Genomic DNA, 20,527 nt, shown 5'->3' with positions numbered 1-20,527 from the left:
TGTCACCAGCCCCCAGAATCCCATAAAAACAAAGGGCCATCACAATGAATGCCACCAAGTACCTTCCCGCCTTCGCCCTCGCGCTGGCGGGTTTCGCCGTTGCCGCCCCTGCCGCCGCACAAGATGTCCCCGAAGCCGCGATCGAGCGCGTCTACGGTTCGCCCACCGCGCGCATCGCCAGCATGGCACTGGTGCCCGAAGGCAGCCGCCTGGTGTTCGTTTCCGGCACCACGCCCGCGCCGCTCGATCCCGCCAATCCGGAAGACTTTGGCGACACGCGCACCCAGACGATCTCGGTGCTTGAGCGCATCAAGGCGGCCCTGGAGGCTCAGGGCCTGGGCCTGGGCGACCTGGTCAAGCTGACCGTGTTCCTTGTCGGCACGCCCGAAACCGGCGGACGGATGGATTCGGCCGCCATGAACGAAGTGTTCGCCACCTATTTCGGCACGCCCGAACAGCCCAACCGCCCCACCCGGTCGACCATCCAGATCGCCGCGCTGGGCCGGGAGAAGATGTACGTGGAGATCGAAGGCATCGCCGCCGTCGCGCCCTGATCGACCTGCCAGCGCTGCCTGCCACACTTTCCCTCGCTCGAAAGACTGCCCCCGCCATGCCTGCTGCATCCGACCTGACCGACCAGATCGCCGTTCCCACCCGCCGCCAGTTACTGGGGATGATCGGCACGATGGGCGGGGCGGCTGCGATGTACCAGGCGATGACCGCGCTGGGCCATGCGGCGGAAACCCAGTTCACCGGGCCGCCGGTGCTGTCCGGTGCGCGGCCCGGGGCCAGCGTGGTGGTGCTGGGTGCCGGGCTGGCAGGCCTGGCGGCGGCGCTGGAGCTGAGCCGTGCGGGCTACAGCGTGCAGGTGCTGGAATACCAGGACCGTGCTGGCGGACGGAACTATTCGGTGCGCGGCGGGGACCGGATCGTTGAAGTGGGCGGCGCCACGCAGACCTGCGAGTTTGCGCCCGGCAACTACATCAACCCCGGCCCCTGGCGCATCCCGCACCACCACCGCACGCTGCTGCATTACTGCAAGACGCTGGGGGTGGAGCTGGAGCCGTTCATCCAGAACAACCACAACGGCCTGATCCACCGCAGCAACGCCTTCGGCGGCCAGCCGCAGCGCTACAAGGAGCTGGCGGTCGACTTCAAGGGCCACGTGTCCGAACTGCTGGGAAAGGCGCTGAACGATGGCGCGCTGGACGGCAAGGTTTCTGCCGAGGACAAGGAGAAGCTGCTGGTCGCCATGCGCGAATGGGGCGTGCTGGACCGCAACATGGCCTTCACCCCTTCGATCGCCCTGTCCGGCCAGCGCGGTTATGACATCCCGCCCGGCGGCGGGCTGGACCCGGCCCCCACCGCCTCCACTCCCAACGGGCTGGCCGATGTCCTCTCGTCCAACGTGTGGACGCAGATGGGCTTCTATTTCAACTATGTGATGCAGACGACGATGTTCCAGCCCAAGGGCGGCATGGACCAGATCGCCGCCGGCTTCATGCGCCAGATTGGCGCCATGGTGCGTCTAAACACCCGCGTGGCAAAGATCGCCCAGGATGCCAGCGGCGTGACGGTAGACTGGACCGACAATGCTACCGGTCAGACCGGGCAGACCAAGGCCGACTGGTGCGTGTGCACCATCCCCCCGCCGGTGCTGAGCCAGATCGAATTGCAGGCAAGCGATGCCCTGCTGGCCGCCGTCCGCGCCGTGCCGATGAATGGCCAGCTCAAGATCGGGCTGGAGATGCGCCGCCGCTTCTGGGAGGAAGACTATGCCATCTATGGCGGGCACAGCTTCACCGACCAGGCGATCTCGCAGCTGTCCTATCCCAACGACAAGTTCTTCCAGGATGGCCCCGCAGTGCTGCTGGGGGCGTTCGCCAACGGGGCGGGCGCGCTGCAACTGACCGGCATGACCCCCGCCGAGCGGATCGAGGTGGCGCTGGACCAGGGCTCGGTATTCCACCCGGCCGAATACCGCCGCGAATTCATCTCCGGCGTATCGGTCCCGTGGAGCCGCATGCCGTGGATCCAGGGCTGCACCTCGCGCTGGACGGATGCGAGCCGCGCCCAGCACTACACCAACCTGGTCACGATGGACGGCCGGGTGGTGCTGGCGGGTGAACATGCCACCTACTACGGCGGGTGGATGGAGGGATCGCTGCTCTCCGCGCTCAACGCCATCGAGCAATTGCACCAGCGGGCCACCGCCGCATGAAGTCACCGGCTTTCGTGGTCTTGCTTGCCGCCGTTGCGGCAATTCCGCTGGCTGCGCTGCGGGCGCAGGACAGCGCCGGCGGCACCACCAACGTGTCCATCAGCGCAGAGGGCGAGGCAGTCTACCGGCAGATCTGCCAGGCCTGCCACATGGCCGATGCGCGCGGCGGCAGCGGGGCGGGCACCGGCATCCCTGCCCTGGCCGACAACCCCCGGCTGGCCGACAAGGCCTATGCCATCGACATTCTGGTCAACGGCAGCGGCGGCATGCCGTGGTTCACCGACATGCTGACGCCCCAGCAGATCGCCGCCGTGCTCAACCACGTGCGCGGCCACTTCAACGCTTACCCCGATCCCGTGACTGTGGCGGAGGTGGAACAGGCCATCGCCGCTGCCGGCGGGGATAGCTGAGGCCAACAACAGATCGGCTGACCGACCAATGCCTTCAATACCGAGTTCCCTGCGCCTGCTGGCGTCCCTGATGCCGCTAACGCTGCTTGCCAATCCGGCAGCCGCGCAACTGAGCCGCACCGAGGACAACGCCGTAACCAGTGCCGACGATGCCTTCGGCCAGTCGGTCGGCAACGAACGCGGGGGCCTTTACGGGACCGACGATGTGCGTGGCTTCTCGCCGGTGGAGGCGGGCAACAGCCGCATCAACGGCCTGTATTTCGCGCAGGCATCCGGTCCGGGTGGGCGGGCGATTTCCGGCAACGTGATCCGCGTGGGGCTGACGGCCCAGGGCTATGCCTTCCCCGCGCCGACGGGGATCGTCGACTACAGCCTGTACAGCAATTTCGGCAACCTGGGCGTCAGCACCCGGCTGGAACTGGGCCAGTATGCCTCGCCCATCCTGCTGGCCGATGGCAGCATCCCGCTGGGCGACAATGCCGGCGTCACCTTCTCGGTCAATGTGCGCGAGCAGGAGCGGCACGAAGGGGGCCGGGCGCAAAACACCGGCCTGGGCGGCACGCTGGCGGTGCGGCCGTGGCAGGGCGCGCAGATCATCGCCTTTGCCTCGCAATACCGCTTCTGGCAGGATCCGGCAGCCCCGGTGGTGTTCCCCGATGGCGATTACCTGCCGCCCGAATACCGGCGGCGCGAACTGCTGTCGCAGCCCTGGGCGCTGAAGGACAACACCAGCAGCCTGTATGGCGGGGTGGCCCAACTGCCTTTCGGCAACTGGCGGGTGGATGCCGGCCTGTTCCGGTCGGGCAGCCGGGTGCCGGAGACTTTCTCCGACCTGTTCACCCGCCTGCGCGCCGATGGCACCACACCGGCGCGCGTGATCGTGGCCGATGGCAACAACCGCAACGATGTGACTTCGGGCGAATTTCGGATCACCCGCAGCCTGCTGACGGGCGGCGTGGCACACAAGATCATCGCCAGCGTGCGGGGCCGCGATGGCGAGCGCCTGTTCGGCGGCCAGCAGCGCATCAACCTGGGCGAAAGCACGCTACTGCTGCGCGACGTGCGCGCCCTGCCCGCCATCACCCTGGGGGCCGAGAACGTCGACCGCGTGCGCCAAGGCAGTCTGGGCCTTGCCTGGAGCGCCACCAGCCCGGGCAACTGGTCGCTCGATGCCTCAGTCACCCAGTCGACCTATCGCAAGCGGGTGGATTTCGCCGCCCCGGCGCGCGAGGACGTGGAAATCCGCGACAGCCCGCTGACCGGCAGCCTGACCGGATCGGTGTTCCTGACACCGGCACTGGTGCTCTACGGCGGCCACGTGCGCGGGTTCGAGGATGCCGTGCTGGCGCCCGATATCGCGGTCAACCAGGGCGATGCCCCGCCCGCCCTGCGCACGCGGCAGAGCGACCTGGGCCTGCGCTTTGCGCTGCCGGGCGGCATGCGGCTGGTGGCCGGCGTGTTCAAGATCACCAAGCCCTACTACAACGTGGACCCGGCACTGGTTTTCCGCGACCTTGGCTCCAACTCCAACCGAGGGGCCGAACTGAGCCTGGCGGGAACGGTGCTGCCGGGCCTGAACATCGTTGCGGGCGCGGTGTTGCTGGATTCCCGGATCGACGGGCTGCTGGTGGACAACGGGCTGATCGGCCCGCGCCCGGTGGGCACCGGACGCCGCAAGATCATCTTCGATGCGGACTGGCGGCTGAACGGCGGCACCAGCCCGCTGTCCTTCGATGTCAGCGTCAACAGCTTTGGCCCGCAAGTGGGCAATGCCGCGGGGACACTGATGGCGCCGGGGCCCGAAATCATCGATGTGGGAATGCGCTATCGCTTCACCATCGGCACCACCAACGCGCTGGTCCGCGCCCAGGTCAACAACGTCACCAACACCTATAGCTGGAACGTCTCGTCCAGCGGCGGCTTCACTTATCGCCCGCGCCGCCACGCCAGCCTGGCCTTCATCGCCGACTTCTGACGGCAGAACGCCCGCCCGGATTTCTCCGGACGGGCGCTCCGCTGTGTAGCTTGTCCCAGCTCAGCGCAGTTGCGCCACCTCCGCCACGGTCACCTGGTCGGCATAGCTGTTGCCGAAGTGGGTGCGGACGTAATTGACCACGTCGGCCACCTGCTGGTCAGTGAGCATGTCGGCCATCGACGGCATGCCGTTCTTGCCCTTCAGCACCACGTAGAGCGGATAGCCCTTGGCGATCAGGCGCTGGTTATTGGCCAGCGCCGGATAGGTACCCGCGCCCGCAGCGCCCATGGCGTCGGGCATATGGCAGGCGGCGCACAGGTGCTGGTAGGTATCCTCGCCCGATACGGCCGAGACGGCGGTGGGCGCAGAAGAGGCGGCATCGCCGGACACAGGTGAACTTTGCGCCGTGGCGGTGGCGGCAAGGGCCGCGGCCAGGGTCACGCTGGCGGCGGCGAGGGCGATTGCTTGCTTGATCATTGTCGAAAACCCTTACGCTGCCTGCTGCACATGCTGGTGGAGACGGGTGACCGCATCCAGGGCCGAGGTTACCGCCCCTTCGATCCAGCCACCGATGTAGGAGGCGTGCTCGCCTGCGATCATGAACCGGCCGTCCAACTGGCACAGGTTATCGTAGTGCGCGGCGCGGCTCTCCTCGGTCCAGATGCCGAAGCAGCCCAGGGTCCAGGGTACGCGGTGCCAGCCCACGGCTACGCCGTTCATGAACTCGGTCGAGTATTGCGGGTGAATCTGCTTGCCCCATTCGACCACGCGGCGGACCCGTTCGGCCGGGGACTGGGCGGTCAGCTCGTAGGAAATCGAGCCGCCGGTATAGGCCCCAAGAAGGACGCCCGGCCCCTGCGAGCCGTAGCCATAGCTGGGATAGGAGATCTGGCTGATCGGCAGGTTGGTGCTGGTGATGCCGCCATAGATCTGCTCGTCCTGCTCCCAGAAGCGGCGCCTGAACTCCAGGCCCACCTTCACGCTGGGGCGATAGGGCACGGCGCTGATTGCCGAAGCGAGCGTGGGGCCAACGTTCAGCGGGATCTGCGCCAGAACCGACAGCGGAATGGTGCAGATGCAGTAGTCCGCGCTGGTGCTCAGTCGCTCACCCGTTTTCGTATCGAGGAAGTTGACCGTAACGCCGCGCTCGCTCTGGCGGATCTCGGTGACCTTGCTGTTGCGGCGGATCAGGTGGCCCACGGCCCGCTCGAACCCCGCAGCGATCGACCCCATGCCGCCCACCGGCTGGAAGATGGCATACTGGTGCTCGTTGGTCAGGTTGCCTCCGATGGAGCGCCACAGGCCCGATTGCAGCACGGTGTGGACATCCAGCGGCTCGGAGGGGATGGGCACGGCCGTCAGGCCCCCGCCCGGCCCCTTGTCCCACCCGCGTCGGCTGGCCGAGGCATTGCTCTTCACATAACGCATGTTGCGATCGAGCGCGCCCCAGCTGCGCAGAGATTCCAGCAGCAGTTCGGCATCTTCGGCGGTCACGCTGTCGGCCAGCGCATTCTGCCGCACGGCCTTGGCCAGCAGTTCGGAAACGTGGCCGTAATAGTCTGCCTGGATGGTCTTGTAGCGCTGCGGCACCCCGCCGAAGGCATCGGTGGAGTGGAGATAGGCGTTGTAGTTCTGCTGCTGGAACGGCTCCAGCCCCACGCCAAGCTGGTGGCAGTAATGGATCAGCCCGCCATGTTCGGTGGGAATGCGCCAGGGGCCCGGATTGATATAGTTGCCGGGCGCGAATTCGCAGGTTTGCGTGGCGCCGCCCAGCTCGGTGAAGGTGTCACCACCCTTGATGGTCCAGGCACGGCCGCCCACGCGATCCTGATATTCCAGCACTTCCACCGCATAGCCCGCGCGGGAAAGCTCCAGCGCCGAGACCATGCCCGAAACGCCGCCGCCCAGTATCAGCACCTTCTTGCCCTTGGCCCCGCCTTCCAGCGCAATCGGCCCCTTGAAGGTGGAGGCGTGGACCTGGCCCAGCTGGCCCATCGCCATCATCATGGCCGTGGCCCCGCCTGCTGCGCCGATCATCGACAGCAATTGGCGTTTGTTCATCGTAAATGCGGGTTGGTCGTCCATGTGCGCCCCTGGCTGTGGCAGGGGCCCCGCTTCGCAACACGCGACTCTGGCGGGCCCTTTGCCTCTTTGTCAGGGGGACGATCCGCCTGGCGGGGGGCTTTTGGGATACGCCGTTTGGCGTATGTCCTGCGTATGCCGCCCGCGCGAGAGTGGCACCTTCGAAATCGAAGCGAAGGACAAGTCCATGCGCGGCGTTACCCTGTTCACCACCTCCGTAGCCCTGGCCGTTCCCGCCATCCTCTGGCCCCCGCGCCCGGTGCGCGCGGCCGAGCTGGTGCAGCCGGTTGTCGAGATGATCCACGCGGACGCTTCGGCCACCCGCTGAGGCTTTCGCCTCTTATCCTCAAGCCAGGTTACGCTGAGGGGGCAGCCGGTCCGGCTTGCCCCCTTTCTGCGTCCCCTAAATCTCGTTGCGGGCGGCGAATTCGTTGATGTGGTGCGCGGCGCGGAAGGCCAGCGCCTCGATCGTGTGGGTCGGCTGGCCGCGGGTCGAGGTCGGCAAGCTGGACCCGTCGCACAGGAACAGGTTCCGCACGTCGTGGGTGCGGTGATACTTGTCGATCACCGAACGGGTCGGGTCGTCGCCCATGCGGCAGGTGCCCAGCAGGTGCACGCCGCCCGTTGCCAGGTCCACATGGCCCGGATCGATCTGCACAGCGCCTGCGGCATCCATGATCTCGACCGCCCGGTCGATCATGAACTGGGCGTGCTTCAGGTCATCCGGGTGGTCCGTATAGGTCACGCGCATGGCCGGGATGCCCCAGGCGTCCTTCAGTTCCGGGTCAAGGTCGATCCGGTTGGTCTCCCGCGCCAGCGAGGTGCCGTGGCCGGCCAGGTTCATCCAGTAGGTGTAGCTTTCCAGGTATTCCTTGAAACCCTGGCCCCAGGTGGGCGTGCCTTCCGGCACGCTCTGCCCCCAGGTCAGCGGGCCGCCGGAGCGGGCAGTGAAGCCGCCGCCGCCATAGAAGCCGCGCGCCGGATCGGCGTTGTACCAGTCGTGCAGCATCATGGTGACGTTGGCACCCTTGTACTCGTTCAGCGGATGTTCGAACCGCGCAGCGGCACCGCCGCCCTTGTTGAACATCAGGTAGCGCCCCACCGCGCCGCTGGAGTTGGCCAGGCCATCAGGATGCGCGGGCGTGGCGGAATTCAGCAGCAGGCGCGGCGTTTCCGAGCCGTTGGCGCAGACCACCACGGCGCGCGCGTTCTGAAAATGCTCCACCCGGTCCTTGTCGAAATAGTGGACACCGGTGGCCCGCCCGGCATCGTTCACGCCGATCCGGAAGACATAGCTTTCGCTGCGCACCTCGCAGTTGCCGGTGGCTTCGGCTTCCGGGATCACCGTCCAGACCGACGAGTTCTTGGCCTTCACCTCGCAGGCAAAGCCGCCGCACAGGCCGCACTGCACGCAGGCCGGGCGGCCCCTGTACACAGTGGAGTTGATCGCCATCGGCGAGGGGAACGGATGCAGGCCCAGCGCCCGCGCGCCCTTTTCCAGCAGCACGCCGGACGATTTGATCGGCAGGTGCGGCATCGGATAGGGGCGGCTGTGGAAGCTGGCGAAGGGGCTGGCCCCGGCCAGGCCCGATACGCCCACCTCCCATTCAACCTTGCAGTAGTAGGGCTCCAGTTCGGCGTAGGTGATCGGCCAGTCGACCAGGTCCGCGCCCTCGATCGCGCCCCACACGCTGCGCTCGTGGAAGTCGATCTCGTGCAGGCGCCAGAAGTTGGCGTTGAAGTGGGTGCTGCTGCCGCCCACCACGCGGGCATAGGTCAGCGAGTTGCTGGCCCGTTGCACCGCCACCTCGTTCTCGTTGCGGCGGAAGGTCTGCGGGCTGGTGGCGGGGTTGTTGGTGATGCCGGAAAGCTGGCGGTACTTCAGCTCGTCATGCTCGAACTCGTGCGCGTCCAGCCGCGGCCCCTGCTCCATCACCACCACGCTGTGGCCGGCCTGGGCCAGCTCGCGCGCCATGATGCCGCCTGCAGAGCCGGACCCCACGACAATGAAATCGACGGTGTCGCTGGTACGATAGGTGGTGGGCATGGGAAGCTCCGCTCTCAGGCAGTGATCGGATTGGTGCCGGGATAAGGCATGAAACCGGGGTAATCGACGTCGTAGTAGCCAAAAGGCGCGGTCCAGAAGTGGCGGTTCTCCACCCCCAGCAGGCCCCAGCCCAGGTAGTCCTTGTTGCCGCCGTACTTGGGCAGGGCGATCAGCCCCAGCACGGTCAGGCGGCGCACGGCCATGAAGAACGGCGTCGTGTCCACCGTGTGCAGGAAGGCGACCTGCTGTTCCGGCGTGGCGGCGGAGAACGGCCCCGTGCCGCCTTGCGCGGCATGGGCGGCATTGAACCCGGCCAGCCCTTCGCGGAAGGCCGGCAGTTGCCCTGACCAGAAGCTGCCCAGCGCGTTGTCGATGAAGTTGATGACGGTTGCCTCGCGGGTGATGCCGCCAGGCACGATCTGCGCCGCGATGGCATCGATCTCGGTCGCTTCGGCAGCGGTCAGCGTGGAAATGCCTGTGGGCGCACCGGCCGCATCACCGTGGCCGGCGTGTTCGGCGGCGAGCGCGATCTGCGGCCAGTGCATGGTGACCCAGGTCGCGCTGGCGAGGTTGCCGATGGCGCTCAGGAACTGACGCCGTGAAGATGTTGGGGCTTCCATTGGGCACTCCGGGTCTGGCCTTGCGGCCCCCGGAAACAGCCCTGCATTGCCCGATCAGGGAATACGCCAAACGCCCCATTGACCGCCGGACGGATCCGGCGATCAGACTATGGCTTGCCTGCGATTCCGCTCCCTAGCGGCTGACGTCCAGCGCGGCGCCAGCGGTGAATGCCCCGCCCGGCCCCGTGCCCACGGTGCTGACGCCCTGCCCGGGTCGGCCGATCGCCACATTGAGGCCGGCCGCGTTGTCCACGACCAGCTTGACCCACAAGGTGCCATCAGCGCGGAACCACGCGGTTTCATTCGCATCTCGCAGCGCGTCCAGGCTGGATTGCTCCGCCCCGCCCGCAGCAGTGCTGAAGCCGGGCAGTTCGAACACTACGGAAGAACCGTTCTCCATTTCGCGCAAGGCCAGCGAAAGGGTGGCCCGGCTGGTTTCCAGCCGCACTTCCGCCCCGCTGCGGATGGTGGTTTCGCCGGTGTATTCGAACCGTCGGCCGTTGCGGCTCATCATCACCGGATCGGGGATCGGCGCGCTGCCGAAGCCGAAGTTTCCGCCCACGCTGAAGCGACCGAAATCACCCTGACACACCGCCGCGCCCCATGCCGGGCGCAGGTCGCAGGCCTGTTCGTCCGAAGCAATGCCATTGTCGAGCACGATATAGGCCCCCGGCAGCCCGCCGACAGAGCCATCGAGATCGTGGATAGTCGCCCCGCGCCAGGCGTTCTGCCGCCCGAAGTCCGACGACCAGCGTCGCACCACCGGCGGGAAGCTGACCGGCTTGGCGTTCTCGAACGTGGCACCGCTAACCGTGTTCTCGGTGCTCATGCCGAAGCTGGTGTACATGAGGTAGGACAGCGCACCTGCATCGCGCGTGGGATTGGGCGCGAAGTTGACGAAGCGGGTGTTCATCACCTCATGCCGCAGGTCATAGTATTCGTACCCCCGGATCGGATAATCCGGCATGTCGTTGGGCAGGCTGCGGCCATAGGCGATCTCTGCCGGGGTGCGCGGATTGCCCACGTTCTCGCTCTCGCCCACGAATACGGAGTCGACCACCCGCGAGGTGTATTCGGTGCGGCCCACGGCAGCGGCAGCGTGGGTAAAGCCGATGGCGTTATCGGCCACGCGCAGGTTGGTGAACAGGTGCAGTTCCCCCCGGCCCCACACCGCGCCGTGGCGGTTCTTGTAGCCGGTAAAGTTGTCGAACCGCGAAACCAGCGCTTCGCTGTCCGGATTGGCCGGATCGGCGCGGGCCACGTGGTAATTGCTGCCACCCACACTGAAGGTGTTGTCGGGCCGCGGCCCGCGATCGAACATCAGGCCATCGAAGTTGGAATGGGCGACATTGCCGCTGAACTCGCGCACCGGCATGCGGCGCGGCCAGATGTTGGCGCTGATCTCGGTCCCTTCGAACTGGCCGATGGGATGTTCCGGCAGGGCAAACCAGAAGCCGGTCTGGTCCGATCCGGCGGCCACGTTGTCGCGGTAGATGTTATCGGGATTGGTGATCCAGAAGGTGCTGGCGGTGTTGTCGCTGGGCAGCAGCACGGGATGGCCGGTCTGCCCCGCCGGTCCCGCGTTTAACCCGCCCGGCCCCAGATTGGTGGGCACGCAGGGCAGCGTGGGGTGGCACTTGGTTTGGATGCCCAGGTTGCGGATGAACCGGTTCCCCGTCTCCACCGCGTCTTCCAGGAAGAAGCAGTGGCCCACCGTGTTGTAGGTGACGTTGTTTTCAATCGTCAGGTTGTTGGTGCCATGCACCGTCACGCACCGGCTGTAGGTATCGTGGATCGCCGCATTGCGGATGTACTGCCCCTCACCCTCGCCGATCAGGTGCCAGTGGATGGGATAGCGGGCCAGCTGCATGTGCTGGCCCATGCGGGAAAGCTCGATACCCGAGACATACATCTTCGAGCCGACCATCGCCATGATATGGCCGCCGAAATAGGTGCTGTCGGCATCCTCGGACGCCTGGATGCGGATGTTGCGGGTGAGCAGCCCCACCTCGCCACGCTGGTCCACGCCGAAGGTGATCTGGCCGAAATGCATGTATTCCAGCGGGCGGTCGAGGGTGATGGTATTGCCGTTGATCGCAGTGATGGTGCGCCGTTCTGCCTGGCGCGGATCGAAGTCGGTCGAGGCCAGAACGATCTCGTCGCCCTGCCGCCAGTCACCGGCATCGAGCACCTCGATCTGCGTTGCGCCAGCCTGCGCGGTGCGCGCCAGCTTCGACCAGCCATGTGCGCGGTCGCCATGCAGGTTCAGGGTGCCGCGCATCAGCATGATGCCGCGATCGCCCATGGTGTTGATGTTCTCGTCCTTGACGGTGTCGGTCAGCGTGATCGAGGCCTGGTGGCGATGAGGCCGCGCCTCGCTGCCGATGGCAAGTTCGCCGCCGGGGACATAGATCCACTCGGTGGTCAGCGCCAGGTCACGCTCGTCGGAGAAGGTCAGCTTGCCCTGGATGGTCAGGCTGCGCAGCGCCGGGGGCGAGACGTCCAGCACCATATCCACGTCGCGGGCGATGGTCACCGCGTCGCCCGCTGCCGGCACCCGGCCGTCAGGCCAGGCGGCGGGATCGGACCAGCGCGCCTGGCGCAGGGCCACCGGCGCGAGCGGGGCCGGATCGGCCATGTGCTCGTGATCGTGCCCGCCCTGCGCCAGCGACGCAGTGCCGGATACCAGGGCCAGGGCGGCCAGCGCGAAAAGCAGCAGCGAGCGCACAGGCATCAGCCCCCCAGCCGGCTGACATCGATGCTGGCCTGGGCGCGCAAGGCACCCACCCGCACCACCACCGGACCATCGGGCGTGGCATCTTCCACCACCAGCTTGACCCACAGCTTGCCATCGTCCCGGAACCAGGCCGTCTGGCTGGCGGCGCGCAGGGCATCCAGGCTGTCCACCCGCACGCCGCTGGCGGCGCTGGCGAAGCCGGGCAGTTCCAGGATCACGAAAGATCCCTGGTCCATCTCGCGCAGGTGCACGGTCAGGTCATCCTTGGCCGTGTTCACCTCCAGTTCGGCCCCGCTGCCGATGGTGGTTTCGCCATTGTACTCGAAGCGATGGCCGTTGCGGATCAGGATCACCGGATCGGCAATCGGCTGGTTGCCGAAATCGGGGAAATCGCCCGCAATGTTCAGGCGGCCGATATCGCCACGGCAGATGGCCGCGTTCCAGCTCTGCCGGGCCACGCAGGTCGCCTCGTCCGAAGCGATGCCGTTGTCGATCACGATCGTCGCGCCTGGGATGCCGCCCACCGATCCGTCGATGTCGTGGAACGCGGCGCTGCGATACGCGGCGCGGCCGCCATAGTCCGATGCCCAGCGCCGGGTGATCGGCGGGAAACTGACCGGCTTGGCGTTCTCGAAGGTCAGGCCCTCCACCGAGTTCTCGGTGCTCATGCCGAAGCTGGTGAACAGCAGGTAGGAGATGGCGCCCGCATCGCGCAGGTCATTGGCCACGTAGTTGACGAAGCGGCTGTTCACCACCTGGTGGTGATAGTCATAATACTCGTAGCCGCGGATCGGGAAGTCCGGGGACTCGGCCGGCAGGCTGCGGCCATAGGCCACTTCTTCCGGCCGCGTGGGGTTGCCCACGTTTTCGCTCTCACCCACGAACAGCGCGTTCTCCACCCGCGAGGTGTAGGGCGCAATGCCCGGCGCGCTGGCGGCGTGGGTGAAGCCGATGGCGTTATCGGCCAGCTTGAGGTTGGTGTAGAGGTGATACTCGCCCCGGCTCCAGATGCCGCCGTTGCGGTTCTTGTAGGCGGTGAGGTTGTCGATCACCGAGGGGACCAGCTCGCTTGCCTCGTCCCCCGGGTCGGCGCGGCTGATATGCCCTGCCCCGCCGATGTTGAACGTGCCATCAGGGCGCGGGCCGCGATCAAACATCACGCCATCGAAGTTGGAATGCGCGATGTTGCCGGAAAACTCGCGGATCGGCGTGCGGCGGGGCCATGTGCGGGCGCTCACCTCGGTCCCCTCGAACTGGCCGGTGGGATGCTGCGGCAGGGCGATCCAGAAGCCGATCTGGTCCGATCCCGCTGCCACGTTGTCGCGATAGACGTTGTCCGGATTGGTGATCCAGAAGGTGCTGGCCGTGTTGTCGGAAGGGATCAGCACGTGGGGCGACCGCTGGCCATCGGTCCCCTGGTGGGCCAGCACCAGGTTGGTGGGCTGGCACGGCAGGGTGGGATGGCACTTGGTCATGATGCCCAGGTTACGGACGAACTGGTTGCCCGTTTCCGCCCCGTCTTCCAGAAAGAAGCAGTGGCCCACGTTGTTGAAGGTGACGTTGTTTTCCACCCGCAGGTTGTTGGTGCCGTGCACGGTCACACAGCGGCTGTAGGTATCGTGGATGGCCGAATTGCGGATGTACTGCCCCTGCCCTTCCCCGATCATGTGCCAGTGGATGGGATAGCGGGCCAGGTTCATGTGCTGGCCCATGCGGTTCAGCTCAATGCCGTTAACGTACATCTTCGACTGGATCATCGCCATGATGTGCCCGCCAAAGCCATTGCCCTGCGAATCCTCGGATGACTGGATCACAATGTTGCGTGACAGCATCCCCACCTCGCCGCGCTGGTCTACGCCATAGGTGATCTGGCCGAAGTGCATGTATTCCAGCGGCTGGTCCAGCGTCAGCACATTGCCGCGAATGGCGGCGATATGGCGGCGTTCGGCCTGGCGCGGATCGAAATCGGTGGAGGCGAGGACGATCTGGTCGCCCACCCGCCAGTCACCGGCATCCAGCACTTCGATCTCGCGGGCCCCGCGCTCCGCTGTGCGGGCCAGCTTGGTCCAGCTGTGCGCGCGGTTGCCGTGCAGGTTCAGCGTGCCGGCCATCAGCATGATGCCCCGGTCGCCCATGGTGTTGATGTTCTCGCCCGGCACAGCGTCGGTCAGCGTGATCGTGGCCCGGTGCTGGTAGGGGCTAGCCTCAGTGCCGATTTCCAGTTCGCCGCCCTGGACATAGATCCACTCGGTCGCCAGCTCGCGGTCGCGCGTATCGGCAAAGCTCAGTTTGCCCTGGATGGTAAGGCTGCGTAGCGCCGGCGGTTCGACATCCAGCACCATGTGCCTGTCCCGCGGAATGGTGACCGCATCGCCCGCCTGCGGCACCCGTCCATCTGGCCAAGCGGCGGGATCGGACCACATGGCCTGCTGGCGTGCTATCGGGCCGGACGGGGCTGGTGGCGCCTGATGCATGTGGGCGTGGTCATCCTGCGCCAGGGCAGGACTGCCCAGCAGCAGGGCGGCAGGTGCCATCACGGCAGCCAGCAGGATGCGCAGGTTCGCGGCCATCGGTATCTCTCCCCCTAACGCCGCGCTTTCCCGCCCGGTCGTTAACAATGTCCGGAATTTGCATTGGTTCGGGCGCTTTGCCAACCCGGCTTAATGTATCAGAATTGTCGGAGTTGAGCCGACACGACCGGCCCCGGGCTTTGCTTGGCGCAGGACTTGTGTCAGCATCATCCCGGCCGCGCGCCTTCCGGCAGGCGGTTGCGATCCCGACAGCGGGGCGCGGGGGAGAGAGACAAGCCATGTTCCTCAAGAACGGGTGGTACTGCGCGGGCTGGATGCACGAGCTGGATGCCGGGCCGATTGCGCGGCGCATGCTCGACATGCCGGTGCTCGTGTTCCGTGCGGCAGATGGTGCAGCGGCGGCTGTGCAGGGAAACTGCCCCCACCGCTTTGCCCCGCTGCACCGGGGGACCATCGCCGGTGACACGATAACCTGCCCCTACCACGGGCTGGTTTTCGACCGCGGCGGGCGCTGCATCCACAACCCGCATGGCGACGGCGAACTGCCGAAGAACGCCGACCTGCGCACCTATCCGGTGATCGAAAGCCAGGGCGTGGTGTGGGTGTGGCTGGGTGATCCGGCGCTGGCCGCCGAAACGCCGGTGGTGGACACGGGCTTCGTGGTCGATCCTGCTTATGCCACCGTGTTCGGCTATCTTAGCGTGGAGGCGCATTACCAGCTCATCATCGACAACCTGCTGGACCTGACCCACCCGGCAATCCTGCACGCCAATTCCATTTCCTCGCCTGAATACATGGGCGAGAAGATGCACCACCGCTTCCGGCAGGAAGGCCAGGTCGTCCATTCGGACTACCTGTTCAAGGACGTGGCGGCATCGCCCGGCCTGGCCCCCTTGTGGGGCGACCGGCGCACCGATGTGCGGGCGATGATGGCGCTGTATCCGCCCAGCAGCCTGATGCTCGATTTCCGGATGAACGAGGTGGACGGGCCGGATGACGAAGGGCTGTTCCTGCCCACCGCCCATCTGCTGGTGCCGGAGAATGAGCGGCGCACCCACTATTTCTACGCGATGGGCCGTAATGCCGCGATCGACAATCGGGGCCTCGATGCGATCATTGCGGACGTTGCCCGCAAGGCCTTTGCGGAAGAGGACGAGCCGATGATCCGCGAATGCCAGGAGATGATGGGCACGCACGACCTGTTTGCGCTGAAACCGGCCATGCTGAAGACCGATGTGGCCGCCGTGCGCGCACGCCTGCTGCTTGACCGGCTGATTGCCGAGGAGGGGGGCCGGTGATCGTGCCCGCCCCCGACCTGCCCGCAACAGACTTTATGGCCTTGCAGCAGCTTGCTGCCCGTTACTGGGCGCTGGCGGACCTGACTGAAGCGGTTCCGCTGGACGAGATGTTCGCGCCCGATGCCGTGTTCGATCTGGGCAAGCTGCAGCTGGAGGGCCTGCCCGCCATTGCCGCTTTCTTTGCCGAGCGCGAGGCGGGAATGCGGGCCAGCGGGCGCACCACGCGCCACCTGGCCAGCAATTTCCTGGCTCTGCCGCAGCCCGATGGCAGCGTGCGGGTGCGCTCGACCGTGATGGTCCATACCGGCAACGGCGATCATCCCCTGCCTGCCACCGAGCCTTCAGGCATTGCCGATTTCCACGATCTCTGCCGCCGCCAGCCCGACGGGCGCTGGCTCTACCATCACCGCAGCGCCGCCACCGTGTTCGTGGGCCCCGGCGCTGCCGCATTCGCTCGCTGAAGGACCGCCCGGATGACCAGTTCCGCCAGTTCGCCGCCCAAGGCCTATCTCGGCTGCGTGCCCCATGTGCCGTTCACCGTGCTGCAGGACCGCGCGCTAAACGCCCCGTTCTGGGCGGCCTACCGGGCGCAGGCAGAGCGGATTGCCGCGCTCGATCCGGACCTGGTGATCGCCTTCGGCTCCGACCATTACAGCGGCATGCACATGGCCATGATGCCCAGCTTCGCCGTGGGCATGGCGGCCCATGCGGTGGCCGACGATGGCGGCTTTCCCGGCAAGCTGAATGTGCCGGCGGAACTGGCCTATGCCTGCGCCGCCCACGTGGTGGATGCAGGGATAGATGTTGCCACCAGCCACGCGATGGAGGTGGACCACGGCTTTTCCGCCCCGCTAAATCACTATTTCGGCGGGATTGCCGCAAAACCGGTCATCCCGGTCTTCATCAATGCCCTGGCAGAGCCGCGCCCCACGTTCCGTCGCTGCCGGATGCTGGGCGAGGCGGTGGGCGACTGGGCGGCCCGCACCGGCCTGAAAGTGGCGATCATCGGCACGGGCGGCCTCAGCCACGAGACCGGCGAAGTCTTCCCCCAGTTCCGCGAGGTGCAGGACCCGCGCACCCGCGAATACCTGCTGCACGGCGGACGCACCGGCGAGCTGTCGCGCGAGCAGTGGCTTGCCGAGTTGCACGACGGCCTGCAGGTGGTGAACGGACTGTTGCTGGAACATACACCGGGCGTGGGCGAGATCCGGCCCGAGTGGGATGCCGAATTCATCCGCCTGTTCACCGGGGGAGACATGACCGTGTTCGACGGCTGGAGCGATGCGGAGGTGCTGGCCGCCGGGGGCAACGGCGCAGGCGAGGTACGCATGTGGATCGCCGCTGCTGCGGCGGCCGGGCGCATGGGAGTTTCCGACATCACCGTCGACTATTTCAGTCATGAGCTGCCGATGGGCGTCTGCGCCGTGGTGGTGCATGGCTGAGGAATCCCGGCTGCCACCGGTGGTGCTGCTGCACGGCTGCGGCGGCTCGCCCGAGCAGACTTTCCTGGCCAGCGGCTGGCCGCAGGCCTTTACTGCTAGCGGGCGGGAGGTATTCGCACCGCGCCTGCCCGGCCACGGCCATGACAGCGTGTCGCACGATCCGGTAGACTATGCCGATCTGGCTGCCGCGCTGCTGCCCCGCCTGCCACAAGGGCCGGTGGACCTAGTCGGCTTCTCGCTGGGGGCCAAGATCGCGCTTGATCTCGCGGTCCGCTGGCCGGCCCGCGTCCGCCGCATGGTGCTGGGCGGGATCGGCGACAACGCCTTTGCCCCTGAAACCGTGGGTGAGACTGCGGCCAGCGCGCTTGAACACGGCGCGGGGCCGGATACGCCGCCGGGCGTGCGCGCCTTTCTGGCGACCTGGGACCCGGCGCTGAACGATCCGCTGGCCGTGGCTGCAATCCTGCGCCGTCCACCCAATCCGCTGCTGGACGAGGCCGGGGTGCGCGCCATCCGCTGCCCCGCCGCCGTGGTCAATGGCGCGGATGATTTCGTGATGACCATGGGAACACGCCTGTTTGCAGCCCTTGGCGCAGAGCCACTGGTGCTGCCCGGCGTGGGCCACTTCGACTTGCCCCGCCAGCCGCAGTTCCGCGACGCGGCGGTCCGCTTTCTGGGAGTGACAGGATGAAGCTTGCCTCGGTTCATGCCGCCGGTGCCGACCGGCTGGTGGCGCTGGTCGATGGCCGACTGGTCGATCTGGCCAGCTTCACCACCTGCCCACCGGACATGATCGCCCTGATCGAGAGCGGCCTGACAGAACGCGTGGCCGCAGACCTTGCCGCCGCCGATCCGGCCCGCCTGGTCAGTTTCGACCCCGCCGAAGTCACGTGGCATCCGCCGGTACGCCGCCCATGCAAGGTAGTCTGTGTGGCGCTGAACAACCGCAGCCTCGACAAGATCAAGGTGCGCGCGCCCACCGATCATCCGGCCTTTTTCCTGAAGCCCTTCACAGCCCTCACCGGCCATCTGGCCGAAATCCGCATCCGCAACGAATACGGCTTCACCCACCCGGAACCCGAACTGGCGGTGATCGTGGGCCGGACCCTGTCCGATGCCACGCCCGAGGAGGCGATGGCGGCCGTCTTCGGCTTTTCGATCATCAACGATGTCACCTGCACCCAGATGCGCGAGGAGGACAGCTTCACCCTGCGGATCGACCGCAGGCAGCCCGATGGCAGCCACGTGGAAGACCTGCACCACACGTCCTACCCGGGCCGCTACAAGGGGGCGGACACTTTTGCTCCGCTGGGGCCCTATATCACGACGGCGGATGAAGTGGCTGACCCTGGCGCCCTTACCATCCGCTGCTTCATGGACGCGCGCTTGGTCGCCTCGGACCACACAGCCAACTATGTCTGGAGCGTGGCCCTGGCCCTGTCACACATCAGCCGGACCAATACCCTGCTGCCCGGAGACGTGGTGGCCATGGGCACGGCGGTGGGGCTGGAGAGCGCCGACCCGGGCGCGCCCAACCTGCCCGGCATCACCCGCTGCAACATCCATGGCTATCTCGGCGATGTCACTATCGAGATCAGCGGCCTTGGCGTGCTGAGCAATCCGGTTCGCCAGGTCTGAACCGGCAAACACACGCGACAAGCTGACCAAGCTGCGGGTAACCTGCTAGCGGCCGACTTCACCCGCGCATGAAATGGGGTGATGGCCGCCTCAAGCGCGGCTGTCAGCGACGCTGCCGTGGCTCGTTAATCCTGCAGGGCCGCAAGCACCTGCGCGCTGAAACGGGCGATATCGAAACCCGGGCCGAGGTCGGTCCCGCGGCGGACCACCACCAGGTCGGCAGAAGGAATCGCCATGGCATACTGCCCCTGTCCGCCCGATGGGGTGAACGATCCTTCTGGCAACCCGTGCTGCGGCCCGTAAAGCCAGAACTGGGCGCCATAGCCAGGCCCCTCGGCGGGCTGGGCCGGGGCTGGCGTGGTGGCATAGTCCACCCAGCCGGCAGGCAGGACGCGCTCGCCGTTCCACACGCCGTCATGAAGATAAAGCAGCCCGAACCGCGCAAAGTCGCGTGCCGTGCTCCACGACTGGCCGGAGCCGAAGACGTTGCCCTGTCCGTCCACGTTCATCGACGTGCGCGTCATGCCGATGCGCCAGAACAGCTCTTCGTAGGGAAAGCGCAGATAGCGCGCGTCATCATTCAGCGCTTCGCGCAGGGCGCGCATCACCAGCATGGTATCTGCCGGACTGTAGACGAACTCGCTGCCGGGCCGCGCCGCCAGGAAGTTGCCGGCCACCGCCTCAGGCACGGCGGTCCCCTGGGTATAGGCATCCATGAAGCGTGGCGGAGCCATCCCCCGCGTGTTGAGGCCACTGGCCATATGCAGCAGGTTGCCGAGCGAAATCCCTGCGCGGGGATCGCCGGGGCTGCGCCACTGGCCCAGCAGATGATCGTCTTCCACCGCCACGATGCCCTGGCCCTGGGCAATCCCGACAAGGGTGGCGGCAAAGCTCTTGGCCGCGGAATGGGTCTGCGACGCTGTGTGCCGGTTGAAGCCTTCTGCGTAGCGTTCGGCAACGATGTACCCGCGATGGACGATCACCACGCCCCACGTGCGGCCGCCGAAGGTTTGCCCGTCGAAGGCCTGGGCCACCAGAGAGTCCAGCCGCGCAGCCCGGTCACCCGTCAGGGGGCGCAGGGCATCGCGGTCCCCTGTTGGCCACGCCCGGTCATCAAGGTTCGGAGCCGCGAAATCGCCGGGCAGGCGCGGCAGATATTCCGCAGCGTCAGGGCCTGCCCCCGGTGGTAACTGGATGCAGCCAAGAACGGGCCGCCACACCACCACACGCGGTGGCATGCCGTCGGTGTAGCGAGTGCTGACCATCCGGGCCTGATGGTCGATCCCGGTCCCACCCTGGTCGGCCAGCACACCGAAACTGGCATCGCGCCCGTTCAGTTCGCGCTCGATCGTGGCCAGGTCCAGTCCGCCGTGCCACAGGCCCGAACAGATGTTCATCGCCCGCATGGAAGCCATTTGCGAGGCGGCATAGTGGTCGCGCGGCGCTACCGCGTCGTCGGACTGCGCAAGCGCGGGCGTGGCCAGCAGGGCAGCGGCAAGGAAGGTCGTCCATCGCATCGCTGCCCT

17 protein-coding genes are annotated in these 20,527 nt (G+C 66.7%); 10 read left to right on the top strand and 7 right to left on the bottom strand.

All coding sequences use genetic code 11. The annotated features are described in order from the left end of the window. Positions 1 to 44 precede the first annotated feature (44 nt). The 4 genes from GRI99_RS05020 (at position 45) to GRI99_RS05005 (ending at position 4,606) form a co-directional block, all read left to right on the top strand. Positions 45 to 554 carry a Rid family hydrolase gene (locus GRI99_RS05020; RefSeq protein ID WP_160770958.1) on the top strand — a complete coding sequence of 170 codons (510 nt, stop codon included), beginning with the start codon at positions 45 to 47 and terminating at the stop codon, positions 552 to 554. 56 nt (positions 555 to 610) lie between these two features. Beyond that, on the top strand, positions 611 to 2,221 hold the full coding sequence (locus GRI99_RS05015; RefSeq protein ID WP_160770957.1) for a flavin monoamine oxidase family protein: 1,611 nt from the start codon (positions 611 to 613) through the stop codon (positions 2,219 to 2,221). Continuing rightward, the gene (locus GRI99_RS05010; protein WP_160770956.1) at positions 2,218 to 2,631 is read left to right on the top strand and encodes a c-type cytochrome; all 414 of its coding nucleotides are present in this window, start codon (positions 2,218 to 2,220) and stop codon (positions 2,629 to 2,631) included. The genes GRI99_RS05015 and GRI99_RS05010 overlap by 4 nt, the downstream gene beginning before the upstream one ends. A 70-nt stretch (positions 2,632 to 2,701) precedes the next feature. Next, positions 2,702 to 4,606: a porin family protein gene (locus GRI99_RS05005; RefSeq protein WP_160770955.1), complete on the top strand. Its 1,905-nt coding sequence runs from the start codon at positions 2,702 to 2,704 to the stop codon at positions 4,604 to 4,606. A 60-nt stretch (positions 4,607 to 4,666) separates the two neighbouring features. On the opposite strand, the gene GRI99_RS05000 is transcribed toward GRI99_RS05005, so the two are convergent. Together GRI99_RS05000 and GRI99_RS04995 are read right to left on the bottom strand one after the other, a co-directional pair. Beyond that, the gene (locus tag GRI99_RS05000; protein ID WP_160770954.1) at positions 4,667 to 5,083 is read right to left on the bottom strand and encodes a c-type cytochrome; all 417 of its coding nucleotides are present in this window, start codon (positions 5,081 to 5,083) and stop codon (positions 4,667 to 4,669) included. Between the two features lie 12 nt (positions 5,084 to 5,095). Next, the gene (locus GRI99_RS04995) at positions 5,096 to 6,691 is read right to left on the bottom strand and encodes a flavin monoamine oxidase family protein (RefSeq protein ID WP_202392956.1); all 1,596 of its coding nucleotides are present in this window, start codon (positions 6,689 to 6,691) and stop codon (positions 5,096 to 5,098) included. 184 nt (positions 6,692 to 6,875) lie between these two features. On the opposite strand from GRI99_RS04995, the gene GRI99_RS04990 reads away from it, so the two are divergent. After that, positions 6,876 to 7,016, top strand: coding sequence for a hypothetical protein (locus GRI99_RS04990; RefSeq protein ID WP_160770953.1), 141 nt, complete (start codon positions 6,876 to 6,878; stop codon positions 7,014 to 7,016). A 75-nt stretch (positions 7,017 to 7,091) separates the two neighbouring features. Here the strand turns inward: GRI99_RS04990 and GRI99_RS04985 are convergent, their stop codons facing one another. The 4 genes from GRI99_RS04985 to GRI99_RS04970 all read right to left on the bottom strand — a co-directional run bounded on the left by GRI99_RS04985 (position 7,092) and on the right by GRI99_RS04970 (position 14,662). Further along, positions 7,092 to 8,735, bottom strand: coding sequence for a GMC family oxidoreductase (locus GRI99_RS04985; RefSeq protein WP_160770952.1), 1,644 nt, complete (start codon positions 8,733 to 8,735; stop codon positions 7,092 to 7,094). Between the two features lie 14 nt (positions 8,736 to 8,749). Continuing rightward, positions 8,750 to 9,355, bottom strand: coding sequence for a gluconate 2-dehydrogenase subunit 3 family protein (locus GRI99_RS04980; RefSeq protein WP_160770951.1), 606 nt, complete (start codon positions 9,353 to 9,355; stop codon positions 8,750 to 8,752). Between the two features lie 133 nt (positions 9,356 to 9,488). Continuing rightward, entirely contained in the window at positions 9,489 to 12,089 is a 2,601-nt protein-coding gene (locus tag GRI99_RS04975; protein ID WP_160770950.1) for a G8 domain-containing protein, read from the bottom strand. Continuing rightward, a complete protein-coding gene (locus GRI99_RS04970; protein WP_202392955.1) occupies positions 12,089 to 14,662 on the bottom strand; it encodes a G8 domain-containing protein in 2,574 nt (857 codons plus the stop codon). The genes GRI99_RS04975 and GRI99_RS04970 overlap by 1 nt, the downstream gene beginning before the upstream one ends. Before the next feature lie 239 nt (positions 14,663 to 14,901). On the opposite strand from GRI99_RS04970, the gene GRI99_RS04965 reads away from it, so the two are divergent. From GRI99_RS04965 to GRI99_RS04945, 5 genes are read left to right on the top strand one after another with little or no spacing between them, the layout of a single operon-like run. Further along, entirely contained in the window at positions 14,902 to 15,921 is a 1,020-nt protein-coding gene (locus GRI99_RS04965; RefSeq protein ID WP_160770949.1) for a Rieske 2Fe-2S domain-containing protein, read from the top strand. After that, complete coding sequence (locus GRI99_RS04960) at positions 15,918 to 16,382, top strand: nuclear transport factor 2 family protein (RefSeq protein WP_160770948.1); 465 nt, start codon at positions 15,918 to 15,920, stop codon at positions 16,380 to 16,382. Before GRI99_RS04965 ends, GRI99_RS04960 begins: the two co-directional genes overlap by 4 nt. A gap of 12 nt (positions 16,383 to 16,394) precedes the next feature. Further along, positions 16,395 to 17,363 (top strand): DODA-type extradiol aromatic ring-opening family dioxygenase, encoded by a 969-nt coding sequence (locus tag GRI99_RS04955; protein WP_160770947.1) that lies wholly within the window; start codon positions 16,395 to 16,397, stop codon positions 17,361 to 17,363. Next, complete coding sequence (locus GRI99_RS04950; RefSeq protein ID WP_160770946.1) at positions 17,356 to 18,054, top strand: alpha/beta fold hydrolase; 699 nt, start codon at positions 17,356 to 17,358, stop codon at positions 18,052 to 18,054. The genes GRI99_RS04955 and GRI99_RS04950 overlap by 8 nt, the downstream gene beginning before the upstream one ends. Further along, positions 18,051 to 19,001, top strand: a complete 951-nt coding sequence (locus tag GRI99_RS04945; protein WP_160770945.1) for a fumarylacetoacetate hydrolase family protein — start codon at positions 18,051 to 18,053, stop codon at positions 18,999 to 19,001. Before GRI99_RS04950 ends, GRI99_RS04945 begins: the two co-directional genes overlap by 4 nt. Before the next feature lie 125 nt (positions 19,002 to 19,126). Here GRI99_RS04945 and GRI99_RS04940 read toward each other — a convergent pair whose 3' ends face one another. Further along, positions 19,127 to 20,518 carry a serine hydrolase domain-containing protein gene (locus GRI99_RS04940; protein WP_160770944.1) on the bottom strand — a complete coding sequence of 464 codons (1,392 nt, stop codon included), beginning with the start codon at positions 20,516 to 20,518 and terminating at the stop codon, positions 19,127 to 19,129. Between the last annotated feature and the right edge of the window lie 9 nt (positions 20,519 to 20,527).

It is taken from the genome of Alteraurantiacibacter buctensis (assembly GCF_009827655.1).
GTDB lineage: Bacteria > Pseudomonadota > Alphaproteobacteria > Sphingomonadales > Sphingomonadaceae > Alteraurantiacibacter > Alteraurantiacibacter buctensis.
Note: the sequence above shows the minus strand (reverse complement) of the source record. Positions and strands in the feature narration are given on the sequence as shown.

Coding starts and splice junctions, on each gene's coding strand:
- GRI99_RS05020 (WP_160770958.1), top strand. CDS start 45: ATGAATGCCACCAAGTACCTTCCCGCCTTCGCCCTCGCGCTGGCGGGT.
- GRI99_RS05015 (WP_160770957.1), top strand. CDS start 611: ATGCCTGCTGCATCCGACCTGACCGACCAGATCGCCGTTCCCACCCGC.
- GRI99_RS05010 (WP_160770956.1), top strand. CDS start 2,218: ATGAAGTCACCGGCTTTCGTGGTCTTGCTTGCCGCCGTTGCGGCAATT.
- GRI99_RS05005 (WP_160770955.1), top strand. CDS start 2,702: ATGCCGCTAACGCTGCTTGCCAATCCGGCAGCCGCGCAACTGAGCCGC.
- GRI99_RS05000 (WP_160770954.1), bottom strand. CDS start 5,083: ATGATCAAGCAAGCAATCGCCCTCGCCGCCGCCAGCGTGACCCTGGCC.
- GRI99_RS04995 (WP_202392956.1), bottom strand. CDS start 6,691: ATGGACGACCAACCCGCATTTACGATGAACAAACGCCAATTGCTGTCG.
- GRI99_RS04990 (WP_160770953.1), top strand. CDS start 6,876: ATGCGCGGCGTTACCCTGTTCACCACCTCCGTAGCCCTGGCCGTTCCC.
- GRI99_RS04985 (WP_160770952.1), bottom strand. CDS start 8,735: ATGCCCACCACCTATCGTACCAGCGACACCGTCGATTTCATTGTCGTG.
- GRI99_RS04980 (WP_160770951.1), bottom strand. CDS start 9,355: ATGGAAGCCCCAACATCTTCACGGCGTCAGTTCCTGAGCGCCATCGGC.
- GRI99_RS04975 (WP_160770950.1), bottom strand. CDS start 12,089: ATGCCTGTGCGCTCGCTGCTGCTTTTCGCGCTGGCCGCCCTGGCCCTG.
- GRI99_RS04970 (WP_202392955.1), bottom strand. CDS start 14,662: ATGGCCGCGAACCTGCGCATCCTGCTGGCTGCCGTGATGGCACCTGCC.
- GRI99_RS04965 (WP_160770949.1), top strand. CDS start 14,902: ATGTTCCTCAAGAACGGGTGGTACTGCGCGGGCTGGATGCACGAGCTG.
- GRI99_RS04955 (WP_160770947.1), top strand. CDS start 16,395: ATGACCAGTTCCGCCAGTTCGCCGCCCAAGGCCTATCTCGGCTGCGTG.
- GRI99_RS04950 (WP_160770946.1), top strand. CDS start 17,356: ATGGCTGAGGAATCCCGGCTGCCACCGGTGGTGCTGCTGCACGGCTGC.
- GRI99_RS04945 (WP_160770945.1), top strand. CDS start 18,051: ATGAAGCTTGCCTCGGTTCATGCCGCCGGTGCCGACCGGCTGGTGGCG.
- GRI99_RS04940 (WP_160770944.1), bottom strand. CDS start 20,518: ATGCGATGGACGACCTTCCTTGCCGCTGCCCTGCTGGCCACGCCCGCG.